Origin of the sequence: Streptomyces sp. A1277 (genome assembly GCF_004795015.1) — a bacterium.
GTDB lineage: Bacteria > Actinomycetota > Actinomycetes > Streptomycetales > Streptomycetaceae > Streptomyces.
In genome coordinates this window covers 157,547-176,070 of sequence record NZ_SSBI01000006.1, presented here as the reverse complement: position 1 = coordinate 176,070, position 18,524 = coordinate 157,547, and the positions used below count along the sequence as shown (strand labels likewise).

The 18,524-nt window shown below is 72.5% G+C and carries 18 protein-coding genes and 1 pseudogene; 10 read left to right on the top strand and 9 right to left on the bottom strand.

The genetic code is table 11. From position 1 onward, the window contains the following. Window position 1 precedes the first annotated feature (1 nt). The 3 genes from E6R18_RS06605 to E6R18_RS06595 all read left to right on the top strand — a co-directional run bounded on the left by E6R18_RS06605 (window position 2) and on the right by E6R18_RS06595 (window position 2,211). The gene (locus E6R18_RS06605) at window positions 2–1,153 is read left to right on the top strand and encodes an acyl-CoA dehydrogenase family protein (RefSeq protein WP_136315892.1); all 1,152 of its coding nucleotides are present in this window, start codon (window positions 2–4) and stop codon (window positions 1,151–1,153) included. A gap of 58 nt (window positions 1,154–1,211) precedes the next feature. Next, a complete protein-coding gene (locus E6R18_RS06600) occupies window positions 1,212–1,502 on the top strand; it encodes a YiaA/YiaB family inner membrane protein (protein WP_136315891.1) in 291 nt (96 codons plus the stop codon). Between the two features lie 85 nt (window positions 1,503–1,587). Continuing rightward, a complete protein-coding gene (locus tag E6R18_RS06595; protein WP_136204106.1) occupies window positions 1,588–2,211 on the top strand; it encodes a TetR/AcrR family transcriptional regulator in 624 nt (207 codons plus the stop codon). An 81-nt stretch (window positions 2,212–2,292) separates the two neighbouring features. Here the strand turns inward: E6R18_RS06595 and E6R18_RS06590 are convergent, their stop codons facing one another. Next, a complete protein-coding gene (locus tag E6R18_RS06590) occupies window positions 2,293–2,754 on the bottom strand; it encodes a MaoC family dehydratase (RefSeq protein WP_136315890.1) in 462 nt (153 codons plus the stop codon). A 145-nt stretch (window positions 2,755–2,899) separates the two neighbouring features. Here E6R18_RS06590 and soxR point away from each other — a divergent pair, with 145 nt between their 5' ends. Continuing rightward, window positions 2,900–3,385, top strand: coding sequence for a redox-sensitive transcriptional activator SoxR (soxR, locus tag E6R18_RS06585; protein WP_136315889.1), 486 nt, complete (start codon window positions 2,900–2,902; stop codon window positions 3,383–3,385). Between the two features lie 60 nt (window positions 3,386–3,445). On the opposite strand, the gene E6R18_RS06580 is transcribed toward soxR, so the two are convergent. Then, on the bottom strand, window positions 3,446–4,057 hold the full coding sequence (locus E6R18_RS06580) for a hypothetical protein (RefSeq protein WP_136315888.1): 612 nt from the start codon (window positions 4,055–4,057) through the stop codon (window positions 3,446–3,448). Window positions 4,058–4,286: 229 nt separating this feature from the next. Here E6R18_RS06580 and E6R18_RS06575 point away from each other — a divergent pair, with 229 nt between their 5' ends. Beyond that, window positions 4,287–7,127, top strand: coding sequence for a penicillin acylase family protein (locus tag E6R18_RS06575; RefSeq protein ID WP_136315887.1), 2,841 nt, complete (start codon window positions 4,287–4,289; stop codon window positions 7,125–7,127). Window positions 7,128–7,230: 103 nt separating this feature from the next. Here the strand turns inward: E6R18_RS06575 and E6R18_RS06570 are convergent, their stop codons facing one another. Further along, window positions 7,231–8,526: a DUF1343 domain-containing protein gene (locus E6R18_RS06570; RefSeq protein WP_136315886.1), complete on the bottom strand. Its 1,296-nt coding sequence runs from the start codon at window positions 8,524–8,526 to the stop codon at window positions 7,231–7,233. 188 nt (window positions 8,527–8,714) lie between these two features. Here E6R18_RS06570 and E6R18_RS06565 point away from each other — a divergent pair, with 188 nt between their 5' ends. From E6R18_RS06565 to E6R18_RS06555, 3 genes are read left to right on the top strand one after another with little or no spacing between them, the layout of a single operon-like run. After that, the gene (locus tag E6R18_RS06565) at window positions 8,715–9,479 is read left to right on the top strand and encodes an SDR family oxidoreductase (RefSeq protein ID WP_136315885.1); all 765 of its coding nucleotides are present in this window, start codon (window positions 8,715–8,717) and stop codon (window positions 9,477–9,479) included. Further along, window positions 9,476–11,134, top strand: a complete 1,659-nt coding sequence (locus E6R18_RS06560) for an AMP-binding protein (protein WP_136315884.1) — start codon at window positions 9,476–9,478, stop codon at window positions 11,132–11,134. Before E6R18_RS06565 ends, E6R18_RS06560 begins: the two co-directional genes overlap by 4 nt. Before the next feature lie 51 nt (window positions 11,135–11,185). Continuing rightward, window positions 11,186–11,779, top strand: coding sequence for a TetR/AcrR family transcriptional regulator (locus E6R18_RS06555; protein WP_136315883.1), 594 nt, complete (start codon window positions 11,186–11,188; stop codon window positions 11,777–11,779). Here E6R18_RS06555 and E6R18_RS06550 read toward each other — a convergent pair. The 3 genes and pseudogenes from E6R18_RS06550 to E6R18_RS06535 all read right to left on the bottom strand — a co-directional run. Next, window positions 11,769–12,305: pseudogene (locus tag E6R18_RS06550) on the bottom strand (LysR substrate-binding domain-containing protein); the annotation flags it as partial. The gene E6R18_RS06555 and the pseudogene E6R18_RS06550 sit on opposite strands and share 11 nt — an antisense overlap. 205 nt (window positions 12,306–12,510) lie before the next feature. Further along, window positions 12,511–13,725: an acyl-CoA dehydrogenase family protein gene (locus tag E6R18_RS06540; RefSeq protein ID WP_136315881.1), complete on the bottom strand. Its 1,215-nt coding sequence runs from the start codon at window positions 13,723–13,725 to the stop codon at window positions 12,511–12,513. Window positions 13,726–13,733: 8 nt separating this feature from the next. Further along, on the bottom strand, window positions 13,734–14,756 hold the full coding sequence (locus E6R18_RS06535; protein ID WP_136315880.1) for a phosphotransferase family protein: 1,023 nt from the start codon (window positions 14,754–14,756) through the stop codon (window positions 13,734–13,736). Window positions 14,757–14,909: 153 nt separating this feature from the next. Between E6R18_RS06535 and E6R18_RS06530 the strand changes: the two genes are divergently transcribed. Together E6R18_RS06530 and E6R18_RS06525 are read left to right on the top strand one after the other, a co-directional pair. Further along, on the top strand, window positions 14,910–16,199 hold the full coding sequence (locus E6R18_RS06530) for a glucarate dehydratase family protein (RefSeq protein ID WP_136315879.1): 1,290 nt from the start codon (window positions 14,910–14,912) through the stop codon (window positions 16,197–16,199). Between the two features lie 49 nt (window positions 16,200–16,248). After that, a complete protein-coding gene (locus tag E6R18_RS06525) occupies window positions 16,249–17,193 on the top strand; it encodes an NADP-dependent oxidoreductase (RefSeq protein WP_136315878.1) in 945 nt (314 codons plus the stop codon). A 22-nt stretch (window positions 17,194–17,215) separates the two neighbouring features. Here E6R18_RS06525 and E6R18_RS06520 read toward each other — a convergent pair whose 3' ends face one another. The 3 genes from E6R18_RS06520 to E6R18_RS06510 are packed head-to-tail and all read right to left on the bottom strand — an operon-like array spanning window position 17,216 to window position 18,481. Then, window positions 17,216–17,527 (bottom strand): DUF202 domain-containing protein, encoded by a 312-nt coding sequence (locus tag E6R18_RS06520; RefSeq protein ID WP_136315877.1) that lies wholly within the window; start codon window positions 17,525–17,527, stop codon window positions 17,216–17,218. Then, window positions 17,524–17,919 (bottom strand): DUF202 domain-containing protein, encoded by a 396-nt coding sequence (locus tag E6R18_RS06515; protein ID WP_136315876.1) that lies wholly within the window; start codon window positions 17,917–17,919, stop codon window positions 17,524–17,526. Before E6R18_RS06515 ends, E6R18_RS06520 begins: the two co-directional genes overlap by 4 nt. Window positions 17,920–17,962: 43 nt before the next feature. After that, window positions 17,963–18,481 carry an NUDIX domain-containing protein gene (locus E6R18_RS06510; RefSeq protein WP_136315875.1) on the bottom strand — a complete coding sequence of 173 codons (519 nt, stop codon included), beginning with the start codon at window positions 18,479–18,481 and terminating at the stop codon, window positions 17,963–17,965. Between the last annotated feature and the right edge of the window lie 43 nt (window positions 18,482–18,524).

The following is an 18,524-nucleotide window of genomic DNA, read 5'->3' as shown; positions in this document are numbered from 1 at the left end:
GATGAATCTGGAGCTCAGCGAGGAGCAGGAGGCCGTCCGCCGGCTCGCCGAGGACTTCGTCGCCCGCGACGTCGCCCCGTACGCCGTCGAGTGGGACCGGTCCGAGAACGTCGACAAGTCGATCGTGAAGAAGCTCGGCGCCCTCGGCTTCCTCGGCCTGACCGTCCCGGAGGAGTACGGCGGCTCCGGCGGCGACCACCTCGCGTACTGCCTGGTGACCGAGGAGCTGGGCCGGGGCGACTCCTCGGTGCGCGGCATCGTCTCGGTCTCCCTCGGCCTGGTCGCCAAGACCGTCGCGGCCTGGGGCGACGAGGAGCAGAAGCGGCAGTGGCTGCCCCGGCTGACCTCGGGCGACGCCATCGGCTGCTTCGGCCTGACCGAGCCCGGCACCGGCTCGGACGCGGGCGGCCTGACGACCAGGGCCGTGCGGGCCGGCGCGGACTACGTCGTCAACGGCAGCAAGATGTTCATCACCAATGGCACCTGGGCCGACGTGGTGCTGCTCTTCGCCCGCACCAACGACACCCCCGGCCACAAGGGCATCTCCGCCTTCCTGGTCCCCACGGACACCCCCGGCCTCACCCGCCGCACCATCCACGGCAAGCTCGGGCTGCGCGGCCAGGCCACGGCCGAACTGGTGCTGGAGGACGTCCGCGTACCCGCCACCGCCCTGATGGGCCCCGAGGGCAAGGGCTTCTCCATCGCCATGTCCGCCCTGGCCAAGGGGCGGATGTCGGTGGCGGCCGGCTGCGTCGGCATCGCCCGGGCCGCTCTGGACGCGGCCGTCGGATACGCCGGCGAGCGCGAGCAGTTCGGCAGGCCCATAGCGGGCTACCAGCTGGTCCAGGAACTCATCAGCGACATCTCCGTGGACGTCGAGGCCGCACGCCTGCTGACCTGGCGGGTCGCCGACCTCGTCGACCGGGGCCAGGACTTCGCCACCGCCGCGTCCCGGGCGAAGCTCTTCGCCTCCGAAGCCGCCGTCCGCGCCGCCAACAACGCCCTCCAGGTCTTCGGCGGCTACGGCTACATCGACGAGTACCCGGTCGGCAAGCTGCTGCGGGACGCCCGGGTGATGACGCTCTACGAGGGCACCAGCCAGATCCAGAAGCTGATCATCGGCCGGGCCCTGACGGGGGTCTCCGCGTTCTGAGTACCATCTGAGTATCCGCACGGATGTGGCGTGCGCCATGCTCCCGGATGCTGGGCGCATGAGTGAGACGACACCGGTCAGACAGCAGAACACCGCGGCCTACTACGGGCAGGCCGTCGCGTCCTTCGGGATCGCGATGGGTGCGGTGACCCTCGGAATCTACTGCCTCGACGCCGATGCCTGGGTGCGCGGTTTCCTCGCCATCGGCGTCCTCTATCTCGTCACGTCCGCCTTCACCCTGGCCAAGGTCATCAGGGACCGGCAGGAGGCGGGCCAGCTGGTCAGCCGGGTCGACCAGGCCCGCCTGGAGAAGATCCTCGCCGAGCACGACCCGTTCCAGAAGCTCTGAGACCCCACCCGCGCAAGTTCCCCTAAGCGCTTGCTCAGGATCGGGGTATGGTGTTCGTCCTGTTGACTGAGAGGGGCGAGCGACGATGAGCACGGCGCAGGAGACCGACGCCGAGGACCCGCCGTGGGCCGAGGTGACGCCCGAGGCCGCCCGGCGGCTCCTCGTCGCAGCCGTCGACGCCTTCGCCGAGCGCGGGTACCACGCGACCACCACCCGGGACATCGCGGGCCGCGCCGGCATGAGCCCCGCCGCGCTCTACATCCACTACAAGACGAAGGAAGAGCTGCTCCACCGGATCAGCCGGATCGGCCACGACCGGGCCCTGGCCCTGCTGGAGTCGGCCGCCGACGGCGGGGGCACGGCCGCCGAGCGGCTCGCCTCCGCCGTACGCTCCTTCGTCCGCTGGCACGCCGAGCGGCACACCACCGCCCGCGTCGTGCAGTACGAGCTCGACGCCCTCGGCGAGGAGCACCGCACCGAGATCATCGCGCTGCGCCGCAGGACCGACGCGGTGGTGCGCCGGATCATCGGTGAGGGCGTCGCCTCCGGCGAGTTCGACGTCCCGGACGTGCCGGGGACCACGCTCGCGGTGCTCTCGCTCTGCATCGACGTGGCGCGGTGGTTCAACGCCCAGGGCAGCCGGACCCCGGACGAGGTCGGGGAGCTCTACGCCGGCCTCGTGCTGCGGATGGTCGCCGCCGAACGCTGAGCACGGGCGCCGGGAGCCGGCGCGCGAACGCCCCCGGTCCCGAAGGCGGACCGGGGGCGTTCGCGTGCCGGGGAGCGCGGCTCAGAAGTAGTAGCGGGACACCGACTCGGCGACGCAGGCCGGCTTGTCGCCGCCCTCGCGCTCGACCGTGACGACGGCGGTGACCTGCACGCCGCCGCCGGCCTCCTCGACGCCCTTCAGGACGGCCGTCGCCCGCAGCCGGGAGCCCACGGGCACGGGGGAGGGGAAGCGGACCTTGTTGGTGCCGTAGTTGATGCCCATCTTCATGCCCTCGACCCGCATCACCTGCGGGACGAGTGCCGGAAGCAGGGAGAGCGTCAGGTAGCCGTGCGCGATCGTCGTGCCGAAGGGGCCGCTCGCCGCGCGCTCCGGGTCCACGTGGATCCACTGGTGGTCGCCGGTGGCGTCGGCGAACAGGTCGATCCGCTTCTGGTCGACCTCCAGCCAGTCGCTGTGCCCCAGCTGCTCGCCCACGCCGTCACGCAGCTCCTGCGCGGACGTGAAGATCCTCGGCTCAGCCATGTCCCTGGTCCCTGCCTTCCCGCTCTGCCGTCCATGCTCAGTGCTGTCTGAGCTCAGCGCTGTCTAAGCGCTTGCTCAGCATGCTGGGCTGGTGCGTTCCTGTCAACGACGGACCGGCGGGGGAGGGCCACGTAGGCTTGTCCGGGTGCCACAGATCCCGCAGACACTCCATGAACTCACGGTCGGCCAGCTCTCCGCACGCAGCGGCGCCGCCGTGTCGGCCCTGCACTTCTACGAGGCCAAGGGCCTGATCAGCAGCCGCCGCACCAGCGGCAACCAGCGCCGCTACAGCAGGGACGCCCTGCGCCGGGTCGCCTTCGTCCGCGCGGCCCAGCGGGTCGGCATCCCGCTGGCCACCATCCGCGAGGCGCTGGCCGAGCTCCCCGAGGAGCGCACCCCGAACCGCGAGGACTGGGCGCGGCTCTCCCACGCGTGGCGCTCCGAGCTGGACGACCGCATCCAGCAGCTGGCCCGGCTGCGCGACCACCTCACCGACTGCATCGGCTGCGGCTGCCTCTCGCTGGAGACCTGTGTCCTGTCCAACCCGGACGACGTCAGCGGCGAGCGGATAAGCGGCTCGCGCCTGATGCCCGAGCGCAGACCGGCGGGCCGCGCCGGAGGAGGGTGCTGAGCGGCCCGCACACGACGGGCCGCTCGCTCTTCTCGGGCCGCCGGGGCCAGGTCGCCCTTCTCAGGCCGCCCATGCCACGTCGCCGGCCCGGGTCCGCCGGGCCCGCGCCAGCGCCGCCGGGGTGAGTACGGGCTGCGGCACCACGATCCCGCACCCCGTGCACACCGGCCCGGACCACGGCTCGCTCTCCAGGTCGTGCCGCCAGGCGATCCGGGGCTGGGTGCACACCGGGCAGCCGGTGCCCGGCTCCGCCTCCAGGGCCGAGATCAGCCGGACCAGCACCTCGGCCAGCGGTGCCGAGGGGTGCACCGCCGGGTCGTCGCAGCGCGCCACCCCGTTGCCGCCCCAGGTGCGCCGGTGCCAGTCGTCGAACGCGCCGGGCCGGCGCAGCCCCCGGTGCTTCTCCCGCCTGCGGCGCTCGGCGAACCCCGCCTCGTAACCGAGCCAGACCGTGCGGGCCCGCTCCAGTTCGTCCAGGGCCCGCATCAGCCGCGCCGGGTCGGGGGCCCGGTCCTCGGGGGCTATGCCGTGCCGTGCACACAGATGGTCCCAGGTCGCCCGGTGCCCGTATGGGGCGAAGCGCTCCAGGCACTTGCGCAGCGAGTACCGCCGCAGCGCCAGATCGCTCCGCGGGTCGCGGACCTGTCTCGCCAGACTCCGGAAACCGGCCATTGAGCCGCCACCTCCGTCGCTCGTACTCCGTCGCCCGTACTTCGGCGTCAGGGGATGGACGTACATCTGCCCGGATCGGCTCCATCCAAGGGTGCGGCCGTCCGATGGGTGAGACGGGGCACAGGATCCGCCGGCATGTGGCGATTCGGAAAAGGTGACCGATGTTCATCTTACCGGCCGGTCGTACCGTCGGTAACCTGCGGCGCATCGGCCTCTCGGAGGAGTACGCATGCCCCCACGCACCCGTATGACCGCCCGCACCGGTACCACCAGAGCCGCCGCGTTCGCCGCGGCTCTCGCCCTCGGTACGTCCCTGCTCGCCGCCGCCCCGCACGCGGGCGCCGCCGAGGCGGACCCCGTGCCCGACTACTGCCAGGGGCAGTGCGACGACATCCTGCCGCCCGGCGAGAACGGCAACGCCACCCTCGTCGAGATCCTCGGCAACAAGGCGTTCGGCACCCACCCCGCGCACAGCGACGACCAGCTCGACCGCTACAACGGCCTGGTCGCCGGGCACACCGGCCTCACTGACCAGAAGCTGACCGACTTCTTCAACGACGCCTCCTTCGGCGTCCCGAAGGACCAGGTCGAGTCCGTCACCTCGCCCCGCGACGACGTCACCATCACCCGCGACAAGTCCTCCGGCGTCCCGCACATCAAGGGCACCACCCGCTACGGCACCGAGTTCGGAGCCGGGTACGCCGCCGGGCAGGACCGGCTCTGGCTGATGGACCTCTTCCGCCACATCGGGCGCGGCGAGCTGACCTCGTTCGCCGGCGGGGCGCTCGCCAACCAGGGCCTGGAGCAGGAGTTCTGGCCGCAGGCCCCGTACACCGAGGCCGACCTGGAGGCGCAGGTCGAGTACATCAGGACCCATGAGGGCGCCCGCGGCGAGCAGGCCATGGCGGACGCGCAGGCATACGTGGACGGCATCAACGCCTACCGCAAGAAGTCGAAGGACGGCCGCTACTTCCCCGGCGAGTACGTCCTGACCGGCAAGATCGACGCCATCACCAACATCGGCGAGATCCAGCCGTTCAAGCTGACCGACCTCATCTCGATCGCCTCGGTCGTCGGCGGCCAGTTCGGCGGCGGGGGCGGCGGCGAGGTGCAGGCCGCGCTCTCCCTGCTGTCCGCGCAGCAGAAGTACGGTGTCGCCGAGGGTACGAAGGTCTGGGAGTCGTTCCGCCAGCGCAACGACCCCGAGGCCGTGCTCACCATCCACGACGGCACCTCCTTCCCGTACGCGAACAAGCCCGGCAACGCAGTCGGCACCGCCCTCCCGGACCCCGGCTCCGTCACCACCGAGCCGCTGATCTACGACCGGACCGGCTCGGCCGGCACCGGCGCGAAGGCACCGGTCAAGGCCCCGGCGGACCTCAAGAAGGCCCAGGGCGTCTTCGACGACGGCGTCATCCCGGAGGGCTCGCTGCCCGACTCCGGCTCCGGCGCCCAGAAGCGCGGCATGTCCAACGCCCTGGTGGTCTCCGGCGCGAGCACCGCGAGCGGACATCCGATCGCCGTGTTCGGGCCCCAGACCGGCTACTTCGCCCCGCAGCTGATGATGCTCCAGGAGCTCCAGGGCCCCGGTATCAGCGCCCGCGGCGTCTCCTTCGCCGGTGTCGGCATGTACGTCCAGATGGGCCGCGGCCAGGACTACGCCTGGAGCGCCACCTCCGCCGGCCAGGACATCACCGACACCTACGCCATCGAACTGTGCGAGCCCGACGGCTCGGCGCCCACCAAGGACTCCACGCACTACCTCTACCGCGGCGCCTGCACCGCGATGGAGAAGCTGGAGAAGGCCAACTCCTGGAAGCCGACCGTCGCGGACTCCACGGCCAAGGGTTCGTACCGGATGCGGGTGTGGCGCACGGACTACGGCATCGTCACCCACCGCGCCACGGTGGACGGCAAGCCCGTCGCGTACACCACGCTGCGCACCACCTACCGGCACGAGGCCGACTCGATCATCGGCTTCCAGATGCTCAACGACCCGTCGTACGTCACCGACGCCGCCTCCTTCCAGCGGGCGGCGAGCAACATCGACTACGCCTTCAACTGGTTCTACGCCGACTCCCGCACCGCCGCCTACTACAACAGCGGCATGAACCCGGTGCGCGCGGCCGGCGTCGACCCGGCGCTGCCCATCAGGGCCGAGAAGGCGTACGAGTGGCAGGGCTACGACCCGGCGGCCAACACCGCCGCGTACACGCCCTTCGCCGAGCACCCGCACTCCAGCGGCCAGGACTACTACGTCTCCTGGAACAACAAGCAGGCCGAGGGGTACGCCGCCGCGGGCTTCGGGCTCAGCGCGGTGCACCGGGGCGACCTGCTCGACGACCGGGTCTCCAAGCTGGTCGACGAGGGCGGCGTGACCCGCGCCTCCCTGACCCGCGCGATGGCGGACGCGGCCCTCACCGACCTGCGCGGGGAGCAGTTGCTGCCCGAGCTGCTGAAGGTGATCCGCTCCCAGCCGGTCACCGACCCGGACCTGAACGCGGTGGTCCAGCAGCTGGACTCCTGGCGCGCCTCGGGCGCCCAGCGCAAGGAGAGCAGCCCCGGCTCGCACGCGTACACCCATGCCGACGCGGTACGGATCATGGACGCGTGGTGGCCGCGGCTGATCGAGGCGGAGTTCCGGCCGGGGCTCGGTGACGACCTGTACGGGGCACTGACCGCGAACCTCGCCACCGACGAGTCCCCGGCCGCCAGCCACGGACCGAGCGGGGCGCACAGCGGTTCGGCCTTCCAGTACGGCTGGTGGGGCTTCGCCGACAAGGACCTGCGCCAGGTGCTGGGCCGGCCGGTCAAGGGCCCGCTGGCCAAGTCGTACTGCGGCGACGGCGACCTGAGCGCCTGCCGTACGGCGCTGCTGTCCTCGCTGAAGGAGGCGGCGGCGGTGCCGGCGGCCGAGGTCTACCCGGCCGACGACAACTGCAAGGCCGGCGACCAGTGGTGCACGGACTCGATCATCCACCGCGCACTGGGCGGCATCGCCCAGAAGGCCATCCACTGGCAGAACCGCCCGACGTACCAGCAGGTGGTGGAATTCCCGGCCCACCGCTGACGAACCCAGCCGGCCCGGCCAACCATTCCAGCCCGTCCGGCGTTTGAGGACGGAACCGTTCACGCGGGCGGGCCCGAATCCAACGGGCCCGCCCGGCACCACCTCACCGATACTGCAAGTACCGTTTCCGCACCGCCCGGAACGCCGCGAGGTCGGCCGCCCACGCCCCCACCACCTCGTCCACATCCGCCCCCGCATCGATCATCGTGCGGACCCGCGTGTTGCCGGTCAGCTTGTCGATCCAGTTGTCCGACCGCCACGCGAACCCGCTCCACGTCCGCTTGGCCGTGATCAGCAGCGCGATCCCCGTGCGCACCGGGTCGAAGACCTCGCGGTCCAGGACGTGCACCTGCACCCCGCCCACCGTCACGCCCTCGAACTTCGAGAACGTCGGCGCGAAGTACGCCTCGCGGAACGCCACTCCGGGCAGGTCCAGCGTGTTCGCGGCGGCCGCCCAGGTGTGGTCGATGCCCTCCGCGCCCAGCAGCTCGAACGGCTGGGTCGTGCCGCGCCCCTCGGAGAGGTTCGTCCCCTCGAACAGGCAGGTGCCCGAGTAGACGAGCGCCGTGGCGGGCGTCGGCATGTTGGGGCTCGGCTGCACCCACGGCAGGCCCGTCTCGTCGAAGAAGTCGGAGCGCGACCACCCCGACATCTTCACGATCTGCAGGTCCGCCGGGCGGTCCGCCAGGAACTCGCCGTTGAACAGCAGTGCCAGCTCGGTGACCGTCATGCCGTGCGCCTGGGAGATCTCCCGGCGGCCCACGAACGTCCCGAACGCCGGGTCGAGGACGGGCCCGAGCGCGGCCCGCCCGGTCACCGGGTTCGGCCGGTCCAGCACGACGAACTTCTTGCCCGCGAGGGCGGCCGCCTCCATGCAGTCGTACAGCGTCCAGATGTACGTGTAGAAGCGTGCGCCCGCGTCCTGGATGTCGAAGACGACCGTGTCCACGCCGGACGCGGTGAAGACGTCCGCGAGGGCCCGGCCGCTCTTCAGGTACGTGTCGTAGACCGGGAGCCCGGTCGCGGGGTCGTCGTACCGGCCCTCCGAGCCGCCCGCCTGCGCGGTGCCCCGGAAGCCGTGCTCGGGGCCGAAGACGGCGGTGAGGTTCACCCGGCGGTCCGGGTGCATGACGTCCACGATGTGCCGGACATCGGACGTGATCCCGGTCGGATTGGTGACGACGCCGACCCGCTGCCCCTTCAGCAGGGCGTAGCCGTCCGCCGCCAGCCGGTCGAATCCGGTACGGACCCGGCGCTGCCCGTTGCCGTTGCCGTTCCCGTGTCCGTGACCCTTGCCGTGCGACGTACCGGCGGCCGCGGGCCCGGCCGACGCGGCCGTCGCCGCGAGGGCCCCCACCGCTCCGCCGGCGGTCAGCAAACCACGCCTGGACAGGCTCATTCGGCTACCTCCATGATCGCGACGTCTGTCATGGTCACGCACGCTAGCGCGCGGACGGGCCACGGGGAACGCGTCGGACGGGGCCGCCGTGCCAGGCGTGGTCCATGAGGTGGGGCCCACCCCTTCCCTGACGACATACCGACTGGTTAGTCTGCCGGTGCGGTCGTCGGCTGAGAGAGGCGTGAGCGATGAGTACGGTGCAGGGCGCGGGCGTGGTGGTCACCGGGGCCGGAGGCGGCATCGGCGCCGCGCTCGCCCGCAGATTCGCCGCCGAGGGCGCACGGGTCGTCGTCAACGACCTGGACGAGTCCCGGATCAAGGCACTCGCCGAGGAGACCGGCGCCGTCGCGGTCGCCGGGGACGCCTCGCGGATCGTGGACGCGGCCCGGGGCGCGCTGGACGGCACCATCGACGTCTACTGCGCCAACGCGGGCCTCGCCTCGCCGGGCGACCCCCTCGCCGACGAGGAGGTCTGGGCCGCCGCCTGGGACGTCAACGTCATGGCCCACGTCCGGGCGGCCCGCGCCCTGCTCCCCGACTGGCTGGAGCGAGGCGGCGGCCGGTTCGTCTCCACCGCCTCCGCCGCCGGACTGCTGACGATGATCGGCGCCGCGCCGTACAGCGTCACCAAGCACGGCGCGGTCGCCTTCGCCGAGTGGCTGTCCCTCACCTACCGCCACCGGGGCGTCAAGGTGCACGCGATCTGCCCGCAGGGCGTGCGTACGGACATGCTCACGGCCGCCGGATCGGCCGGCGAACTCGTCCTCGCCCCCGGCGCCATCGAGCCCGAGGCCGTCGCCGACGCGCTGTTCGACGCCATGGCCCAGGACCGCTTCCTGGTCCTGCCCCACCCCGAGGTCGGCCGCTACTACCAGGCCCGGGCCGAGGACACCGACCGCTGGCTCCGCGGCATGAACCGCCTTCAGCGCACCTGGGAGGAGACCGGCGCATGACCGAGTCGATCTACGCGGCGAAGCCCTGGCTCCCGCTGCTCAGCGAGGCCCAGCGGGCCCCCGTCCACCCCGCCGAGACCCTGGTGCACGCCTTCCGCGACTCGGTGGGCCGCACCCCGGACCACCCGGCGCTCGCCTACTTCGACGGACGCCTCAGCTACCGCGAGACGGACGAGCTGTCCGACTCCGTGGCCGGCCACCTCGCCGCCCGGGGCCTGGAGCGCGGCGACCGGGTCGCGATCATGCTCCAGAACTCCCCGCAGTTCGTCCTCGCCCTCCTCGGCGCCTGGAAGGCCGGGGCGACGGTCGTCCCGCTCAACCCGATGTACAAGTCCGCCGAGGTCGGCCATGTCCTCAAGGACGCCGAGGTCACCGCCCTCATCTGCGCGGACCGGGCCTGGGAGGCGTACCTGCGGGACACCGCGGCCGCCGCGCCCCGCGTCCGGATCGCCCTCACCGCGTGCGAGCTGGACTTCCAGACGGAGAACGACGAGCGGGTCCTGAACTTCGAGCGGCTGCCCGCCGCCCCGGACGCCGACGACCTGGTCGCCGTCGCCCGCCAGGGCCTGGCCGCCCCCGCCGGACGCGACCTCACCGCCGCCGACGTGGCGCTGATCAGCTACACGTCCGGGACCAGCGGCACCCCCAAGGGCGCCATGAACTCCCACGGCAACATCATGGTCAACGCCGAACGCCAGCGCACCGGCCACCCCGTCCCCGAGGGCGCCGCCTACTTCGCCCTCGCCCCGCTCTTCCACATCACCGGCATGGTCTGCCAGCTCGCCGCCTGCCTCACCAACGGGGGCACCCTCGTCCTCGCCTACCGCTTCCACCCCGGCGTGGTCCTAGACGCCTTCACCGAGCACCGCCCCGCGTACACCGTCGGCCCCTCGACCGCCTTCATGGCGCTCGCCGCCACCCCCGGCGTCACGCCCGAGCACTTCGCGTCCTTCCGGGTCATCTCCTCCGGCGGGGCGCCGCTGCCGCCCGCGCTCGTGGAGAAGTTCCGGGCGGGCCTCGGCCCGTACATACGCAACGGCTACGGCCTCACCGAGTGCACCGCCCCCTGCGCCTCCGTACCGCCCGAGCGCGAAGCCCCCGTCGACCCGGTCTCCGGCACCCTCTCGGTCGGCGTGCCGGGACCGGACACCGTCGTACGGATCATCGACGAGAACGGCGCGGACGTGCCCTTCGGCGAGCAGGGCGAGATCGCGGTGCGCGGCCCGCAGGTCGTCTCCGGCTACTGGCGGCTGCCCGAGGCCACCGCGGCCGCCTTCCCCGACGGCGAGCTGCGCACCGGCGACATCGGCTTCATGGACCGCGAGGGCTGGCTCTACGTCGTGGACCGCAAGAAGGACATGATCAACGCCTCCGGCTTCAAGGTCTGGCCCCGCGAGGTCGAGGACGTCCTCTACACCCACCCCGCCGTGCGCGAGGCGGCCGTCGTCGGCGTGCCCGACACCTACCGGGGCGAGACGGTCCGCGCCTACGTCAGCCTGCGCCCCGGCGCCACGGCCGACCCCGCCGAACTGGGCGCGTACTGCAAGGAACGGCTCGCCGCGTACAAGTACCCGCGCGAAGTCGAGATCCTGGCCGAACTGCCCAAGACGGCTAGTGGGAAGATCCTCAGGCGGGAACTGCGTTCACCCCGCTAGAAACGGTTCACCGGGCACGGTCCACCACGGAACGGAAGGAAGGCGGCGGCTATGGCCAAGGAGACGGACGGGAGCGGCACCCCCGTCCCCCAGCGGCTGCTGGCCGCCGCCACCCGGCTCTTCGCCGAGCAGGGCTACGACCGCACCTCGGTCCAGGAGATCGTGGAGGCGGCCGGCGTCACCAAGGGGGCGCTCTACCACTACTTCGGCTCCAAGGAGGACCTGCTCCAGGAGGTGTACGCCCGGGTGCTGCGCCTCCAGCAGGAGCGCCTGGACGCCTTCGCGAACGCCGAGGCGCCCATCGAGCAGCGGCTGCGCGACGCGGCGGCCGACGTGGTCGTCACCACCATCGAGAACCTGGACGACGCCTCGATCTTCTTCCGCTCCATGCACCACCTGAGCCCGGAGAAGAACAAGCAGGTACGGGGCGAGCGCCGCCGCTACCACGAGCGCTTCCGCGCCCTGGTCGAGGAGGGCCAGCACGGCGGGGTGTTCTCCACGGCCACCCCGGCCGACCTGATCGTGGACTACCACTTCGGCTCGGTCCACCACCTGTCGACCTGGTACCGCCCGGACGGCCCCCTCACCCCGCAGGAGGTCGCCGACCATCTGGCCGACCTGCTGCTCCGGGCGCTCAGGCCGTAGCGCGGTCCTCGCCGCCCAGCCGCCCGAGCAGCGCCTCCGCCGCCGGGTTGCGCGGCCGGGGCGCCCGCCCCACCAGCAGCACGCTCCGGCCCGGCTCCGGCTGCCGGATGGCCACGCACGGCAGCCCCGCGTCCTCGCCGATCCGGCGCGGCACGATCGCGACGCCGATGCCCGCCCGCACGAGGTCCACGAGCAGCCGGATCTGCGTGACGTCACAGGTGATGCGGCGCTCCAGACCGCAGTGCGCGGCCAGCCGGCGCACCGCCGTCTCCAGGCCCGTGCCCGCCCGGAAGTCCACGAACGGCTCGTCGGCGAGGTCCCTGATCAGGGTGCGCCCGGCCGTCGCCAGCCGGTGTCCGGGTGCGGTGATCAGCACCAGGTCCTCCCGCCAGGACGCGAACGCGGTGATGTCCGCGGGCAGTCCGGTGGTGTCCGGCGCCAGATGGGCGAGGTCCAGCTCACCGGCGCGCACCCCCGCCACCAGCTCCGGCGTCGTCGCCTCGCGCAGCGAGATCTGCACCCCGGGCATCCGGGGTTCCACCCGCATCCCCGTCCTGTGGACCGTGGCCTACGGCCCCGACCGCCCCCGCCCGGTCCGCCTCTTCGCCCGCTCCCTGCTCCGCGTCCGGGCCTTCGCCCGTGGCCTGGCGCTGGCCGATCACCTGCCGTCGGGCGGTTACTGACAGCGCGGCGGGCCCGCCGAAGGACACGGGTCCGCCGGAGCCGGTTCCCTACAGGTACCGCTTGATCTCCCGCCGGGCCAGCGACCGCTGGTGCACCTCGTCCGGGCCGTCCGCCAGGCGCAGCGTCCGCGCCGACGCCCAGAGTTCGGCCAGCGGGAAGTCCTGGCTCACCCCGCCTGCGCCGTGCAGCTGCACAGCCTGGTCGAGGATGGCGACGACCGCGCGCGGGGTGGCGATCTTGATGGACTGGATCTCGGTGTGCGCGCCCCGGTTGCCGACCGTGTCCATCAGCCAGGCCGTCTTCAGCACCAGCAGCCGCAGCTGCTCGACGGTGACCCGGGCGTCCGCGATCCAGTTCTGGACGACGCCCTGCTGGGCCAGCGGCTTGCCGAAGGCGGTACGGGAGACCGCGCGCCGGCACATCAGCTCGATGGCGCGCTCCGCCATGCCGATGAGCCGCATGCAGTGGTGGATGCGGCCGGGGCCCAGCCGGGCCTGGGCGATGGCGAAACCGCCGCCCTCCTCGCCGATGAGGTTCGCCGCCGGCACCCGCACGTCGTCGAAGACGACCTCCGCGTGGCCGCCGTGCCAGTGGTCCTCGTAGCCGTACACCTGCATGGCGCGCTTCACCGTGAGGCCCGGGGTGTCGCGGGGGACGAGGATCTGCGACTGCTGGCGGCGGATGTCCGCGCCGTCCGGGTCGGTCTTGCCCATCACGATGAAGATCGCGCAGTCCGGGTTCATCGCCCCGGAGATGTACCACTTGCGCCCGTTGATCACATAGTCATCCCCGTCGCGGATGATCCGGGTCTCGATGTTCGTCGCGTCCGAGGAGGCGACCTCCGGCTCCGTCATCGCGAACGCGGAGCGGATCTCGCCGGCCAGCAGCGGTTCCAGCCACTGCTTCTTCTGCTCGTCCGTGCCGAACTCGGCCAGCACCTCCATGTTCCCGGTGTCCGGCGCGGCGCAGTTCGTCGCGGTCGGCGCCAGGCGCGGGGAGCGGCCCAGGATCTCCGCCAGCGGGGCGTACTGGAGGTTGGTCAGCCCGGCGCCGTGCCCGGCGCCCGGCAGGAAGAGGTTCCACAGGCCCTGCCTGCGGGCCTCCGCCTTCAGGTCCTCCACCACCTGCGGGGTCTGCCAGGGCGAGTCCAGCTCGGCGCGCTGCTCGTCCGCGACCGGCTCGGCCGGGTGGACGTGCTCGTCCATGAAGGCGAGCAGCCGGGCGCGCAGCTCCTCGGTACGGGCGTCGAATGCGAAGTCCATGGGGTCGGTCAGCCTTCCTGGAGGGTGGTGAGACCGTGCTCGATGAAGACGGGGACGAGGTCGCCGATGCGGTCGAAGCCGCTGCCGACCGTCTGGCCCAGCGTGTAGCGGTAGTGGATGCCCTCCAGGATCACGGCGAGCTTGAACCAGGCGAACGCCGTGTACCAGGAGATGGCGGAGGTGTCCCGGCCGGAGCGGGCGGCGTAGCGCTCGATCAGCTCGGCGGGGGAGGGGTGGCCGGCCGCGCCGCTGGTGGTGGAGACGGGCGACTCGGGCAGGCCCAGGTCGGAGCTGTACATCACCAGCAGGCCGAGATCGGTCAGCGGGTCGCCGAGCGTCGACATCTCCCAGTCGAGGACGGCCTTGATCTCGTCGTCGGCGCCGATCAGGGCGTTGTCCAGGCGGTAGTCGCCGTGCACGACCGTGGGGGCGGGGGAGACGGGCAGGTCCCGGCCGAGCGCCGCGTGCAGTGCGTCGATGCCGGGCAGCTCGCGGTTGCGGGAGGCGTCCAGCTGCTTGCCCCAGCGGCGCAGCTGCCGGTCGAGGAAGCCCTCCGGGCGCCCGAAGTCGCCGAGCCCGACGGCTTCCGGGTCCACGGCGTGCAGCTCCACCAGGGTGTCGACCAGGGCGAGCACCGCCGCCCGGGTGCGCTCGGGACCGAGCGGGGCCAGCTGCTCCGCCGTGCGGTACGGGGTGCCCTCCACGTACTCCATGACGTAGAACGGTGAGCTGACGACGGTGTCGTCCTCGCAGAGCAGCACCGGCTCGGGGACCGGGACCGCCGTCGGGTGCAGTGCGCTGATCACCCGGTGCTCGCGCTTCATGTCGTGGGCGGTGGCCAGTACGTGCCCCAGCGGCGGCCGGCGGACCACCCAGCGGCTGGTGCCGTCGGTGACGACGTACGTCAGGTTCGACCGGCCGCCCTCCACGACCCGGGCGTCGAGCGGTCCGTTCACCAGCCCCGGGCGCTCGCGGTCGAGATGTCCGCGCAACCGGTCGAGGTCGAGACCTGGCGGGTGGGCGTGGCTCATCGTGCGTACCTCCGGACTGGGCGAACGGTCGGTCTCATGATGCCGACCAGTCGGTATGTCGTCCAGTGAACTCCCTTAACCGGACGCGCGGGCTCCGGCCGCGCCGCCGTCCGCCCCCTGGCGCGAGGTCGTATCCCTGAATAGAGTTCACGTATGGATACCGCGCTGCTGATCGACCACGTCCGGCTCACCCCGATCCTGATAGCCGACCCGCCCCTCCTCAACACCCAGGGCGTCCACCAGCCCTACACCCCGAGGCTGGTCGTGGAGGTCGTCACCCGGGGCGGGGTCACCGGCGTCGGGGAGACCTACGGCGACGGCAAGTACCTCGGACTCGCGGCGCCCCTCGCCGCCGCCCTGCCCGGACGGGCGGTCAGCGATGTGAACGGGCTGTTCGCCCTGGCCGACGAGGTGTGCGGAGATTCGCGGGCGGCCGACGAGCGGGTCGACGCGGGCGGGCTGCGGGGCGTCCAGACCTCCGACAAGCTCCGGCTCTCGGTCGTCTCCGGCTTCGAGGTGGCCTGCCTGGACGCGCTCGGCAAGACCCTCGGGCTGCCGGTGCACGCGCTGCTCGGCGGCAGGGTCCGCGACCGCGTCGAGTACAGCGCGTACCTCTTCTACCGCTGGGCCGAGCACCCCGAGGGCGGCGAGCGCGACGACTGGGGCGCGGCCCTCGACCCGGCCGGAGTCGTCGCCCAGGCCCGGCGCTTCGCCCGTGCCCACGGCTTCTCCTCCTTCAAGCTCAAGGGCGGCGTCTTCCCGCCCGACCAGGAGATCGCGGCCGTCCGCGCGCTCGCCGAGGCGTTCCCCGGCCGCCCGCTGCGGCTGGACCCCAATGGCGCCTGGTCCGTGGAGACCTCGCTGTACGTCGCCGAGCAGCTGAAGGACGTACTCGAATACCTGGAGGACCCGGCGAGCGGCACCGGGCCGATGGCCGCCGTCGCGGCGGGCACCGATGTGCCGCTGGCCACGAACATGTGCGTCACGACCCTCGCCGAGCTCCCGGAGGCGTTCGCCCGGGACGCCGTCCAGGTCGTCCTGTCCGACCACCACTACTGGGGCGGGCTGCACCGCACCCGTGAGCTGGCCGGTATCTGCCGCACCTACGGCGTCGGGCTCTCGATGCACTCCAACACCCACCTCGGGATCAGCCTCGCCGCCATGACGCACGTCGCGGCCACCGTCCCCAACCTCGACTACGCCTGCGACAGCCACTACCCCTGGCAGAGCGAGGACGTCATCACCACCCGCCACGTCTTCGAGGACGGCCACCTCACCGTCTCCGACGCCCCCGGTCTCGGCGTCGAACTGGACCGGGACCGGCTGGCCGCGCTGCACCGCCGCTGGCGCGACGACGACGGCACGATGCGCGAACGCGACGACGCCGCCGCGATGCGCAAGGCCGAGCCGGAATGGGTCACGCCGTCGATCCCGCGCTGGTGACGGGCCGGGCCGAGTTGCGGACGCCCCGGCGCGCCTTGAGGGTCGGAACATGAAGGCGATCAGTTACAGCAGATTCGGCGATGACGGCGTCCTGGAGTACGGGGAGCGGCCGGACCCCAAGGTCGGCCCCGACACCGTCCTGGTGAAGGTCCGGGCCGCCGCCGTGAACCCGGTCGACCGGCAGGCCAGGGAAGGCAACCTGGACGGCCTCCTGGACGCGGTCTTCCCGGTGATCCCCGGCTGGGACGTCTCCGGCGTCGTCGTCCAGCCCGGGGTGGCCGTGGACGAGTTCGCGGTCGGCGACGAGGTCATCGGCTACGTCCGCGAGGACTTCCTCGGCCGGGGCACCTTCGCCGAATACGTCGCCGCCCCCGTGCGCACCCTCGCGCGCAAACCGCTCAGCCTGAGCTTCGAGGAGGCGGCGGGCCTGCCCCTGGCCGGCCTCACCGCCTACCAGGTGCTCCACCGCACCCTGCACGTCCGCGAGGGGGAGACCGTCCTCGTCCACGCGGCGGCGGGAGGCGTCGGCTCGCTCGCCGTGCAGCTCGCCCGGCACGCCGGCTGCCGGGTCATCGGGACCGCGAGCGAACGCAACCACGACCACCTGCGGCGGCTCGGCGCGGAACCCGTGGAGTACGGGGACGGCCTCGCCGGCCGGCTGCGGGCCCTGGCTCCCGACGGGATCGACGCCGCGTTCGACACCGTGGGCGGCGAGGCCCTGCGCGCCTCCGCCGAGACGCTCGCCCCCGAAGGGCGGCTGGCCTCCATCGTGGACACCGAGGTGTTCTCGTACGGCGGCCGGTACGCCTTCGTCCGGCCGGACGCCCAGGACCTGGCGCATCTGGCGGAGCTGGCCGAACAGGGCATCGTCTCGGTCCACGTGGACCGGGTCTTCCCGCTGGCCGAGACGGCCGAGGCCCACCGGCTCAACGCCGAGGGCCGCACCCGCGGAAAGATCGTCGTCACGGTGGACTGGGACACGCCGGAGAGCTGACGCGCCCCGCGCGCGCCCGGGGTCAGAACAGCATGGCCGCCGCGAACACCGCCAGCGCGATCGTGCACGCGGCGGCCGTCACCGCTCCCGGGGCCTCCAGCGGGCGCGGGCGGGCGCCGCCCATGGCCTGCACCCGGCGGTTGGCGACCCACAGGAACCCCAGCCAGGCCAGCGCGCTCAACGCCAGGGCCACGATCCCGGCGCCCGACGCGCCGCCGTGCAGCGCCTGCTTGCCGGCCAGCAGCGCCGCCACCGTGCAGGACAGCGTCGTACGCCGCCACGCCAGCCGGGTCCGCTCGGGCTGGAGACCCGGGTCGCGCTCCTCGGCGGTCATCGGCCCTCCCAGCCGAAGACCACCACTACCACCATCGCCACCGCCACCACGGCGACCGCGAGGCTCAGCAGCGTCGGGAAGCGGGAGACCGGCAGGTCCTCGCCGCGCCGCATGGCCCGCTCGCACCGCACCCAGTGGTTGACGGCCCGCAGCGCGCACAGCACCCCGGCCGCCAGCAGGGCGAGAGCCAGTCCCGCGCGCACCCCCCAGGACAGCCCCGGCAGGAACTGGTCGACCGCGAAGCCCCCGCCGATCAGGGCCAGGGCCGTCCGGATCCAGGCGAGGAAGGTCCGCTCGTTGGCGAGCGAGAAGCGGTAGTCGGGGGTGTCGCCCTCGTCGCGGATGCGCTGCGGTGCGAACCACAGCCGCAGACTCTGCACGAATTCGTTCACGTGGCGACCTTATCCGTCACCTTCTCGCACACTCCTGGAGCGTTCAGGACACTTCCCGGTCCTGGAGCGCCCGCAGCCGCCGGTAGCAGTCGAGGCCGTCCGGCACCCACAGCCAGTCGCCGAGCCGCCGCTCCAGCTCCTCGTCGGTCAGGAAGGTGTGCCAGGCGACCTCCTCCACCTGGGGCCGCACCGGCAGCTCGCACCGGACCCGGTAGACGGACGACCACCAGGTGTGCCGGCCGCCCTCGTAGAGGAACTTGAACAGCGGCTGCGGGCGGGGCAGCCCCGAGACGCCCAGCTCCTCCTCGGCCTCCCGCAGCGCCGCCTCGTCGTAGCTCTCGCCGGCGCCGACCACCCCGCCGACGAACATGTCGTAGTGCGAGGGGAAGACCAGCTTGGCGGCGGTCCTGCGGTGCACGAAGATCCGGCCCTCGGCGTCCCGGGCCTCGATGAAGACGCACCGGTGGCGCAGGCCACGGGCCGTCGCCTCACCGCGCGGGGCCTGCCCCACGACCACGTCGTCCTCATCGACGATGTCCAGGATCTCGTCAGAAGGTGTCATGCCCGCCATCCAACAGCAGCCCGCCGACACCGTCCCACCCCCA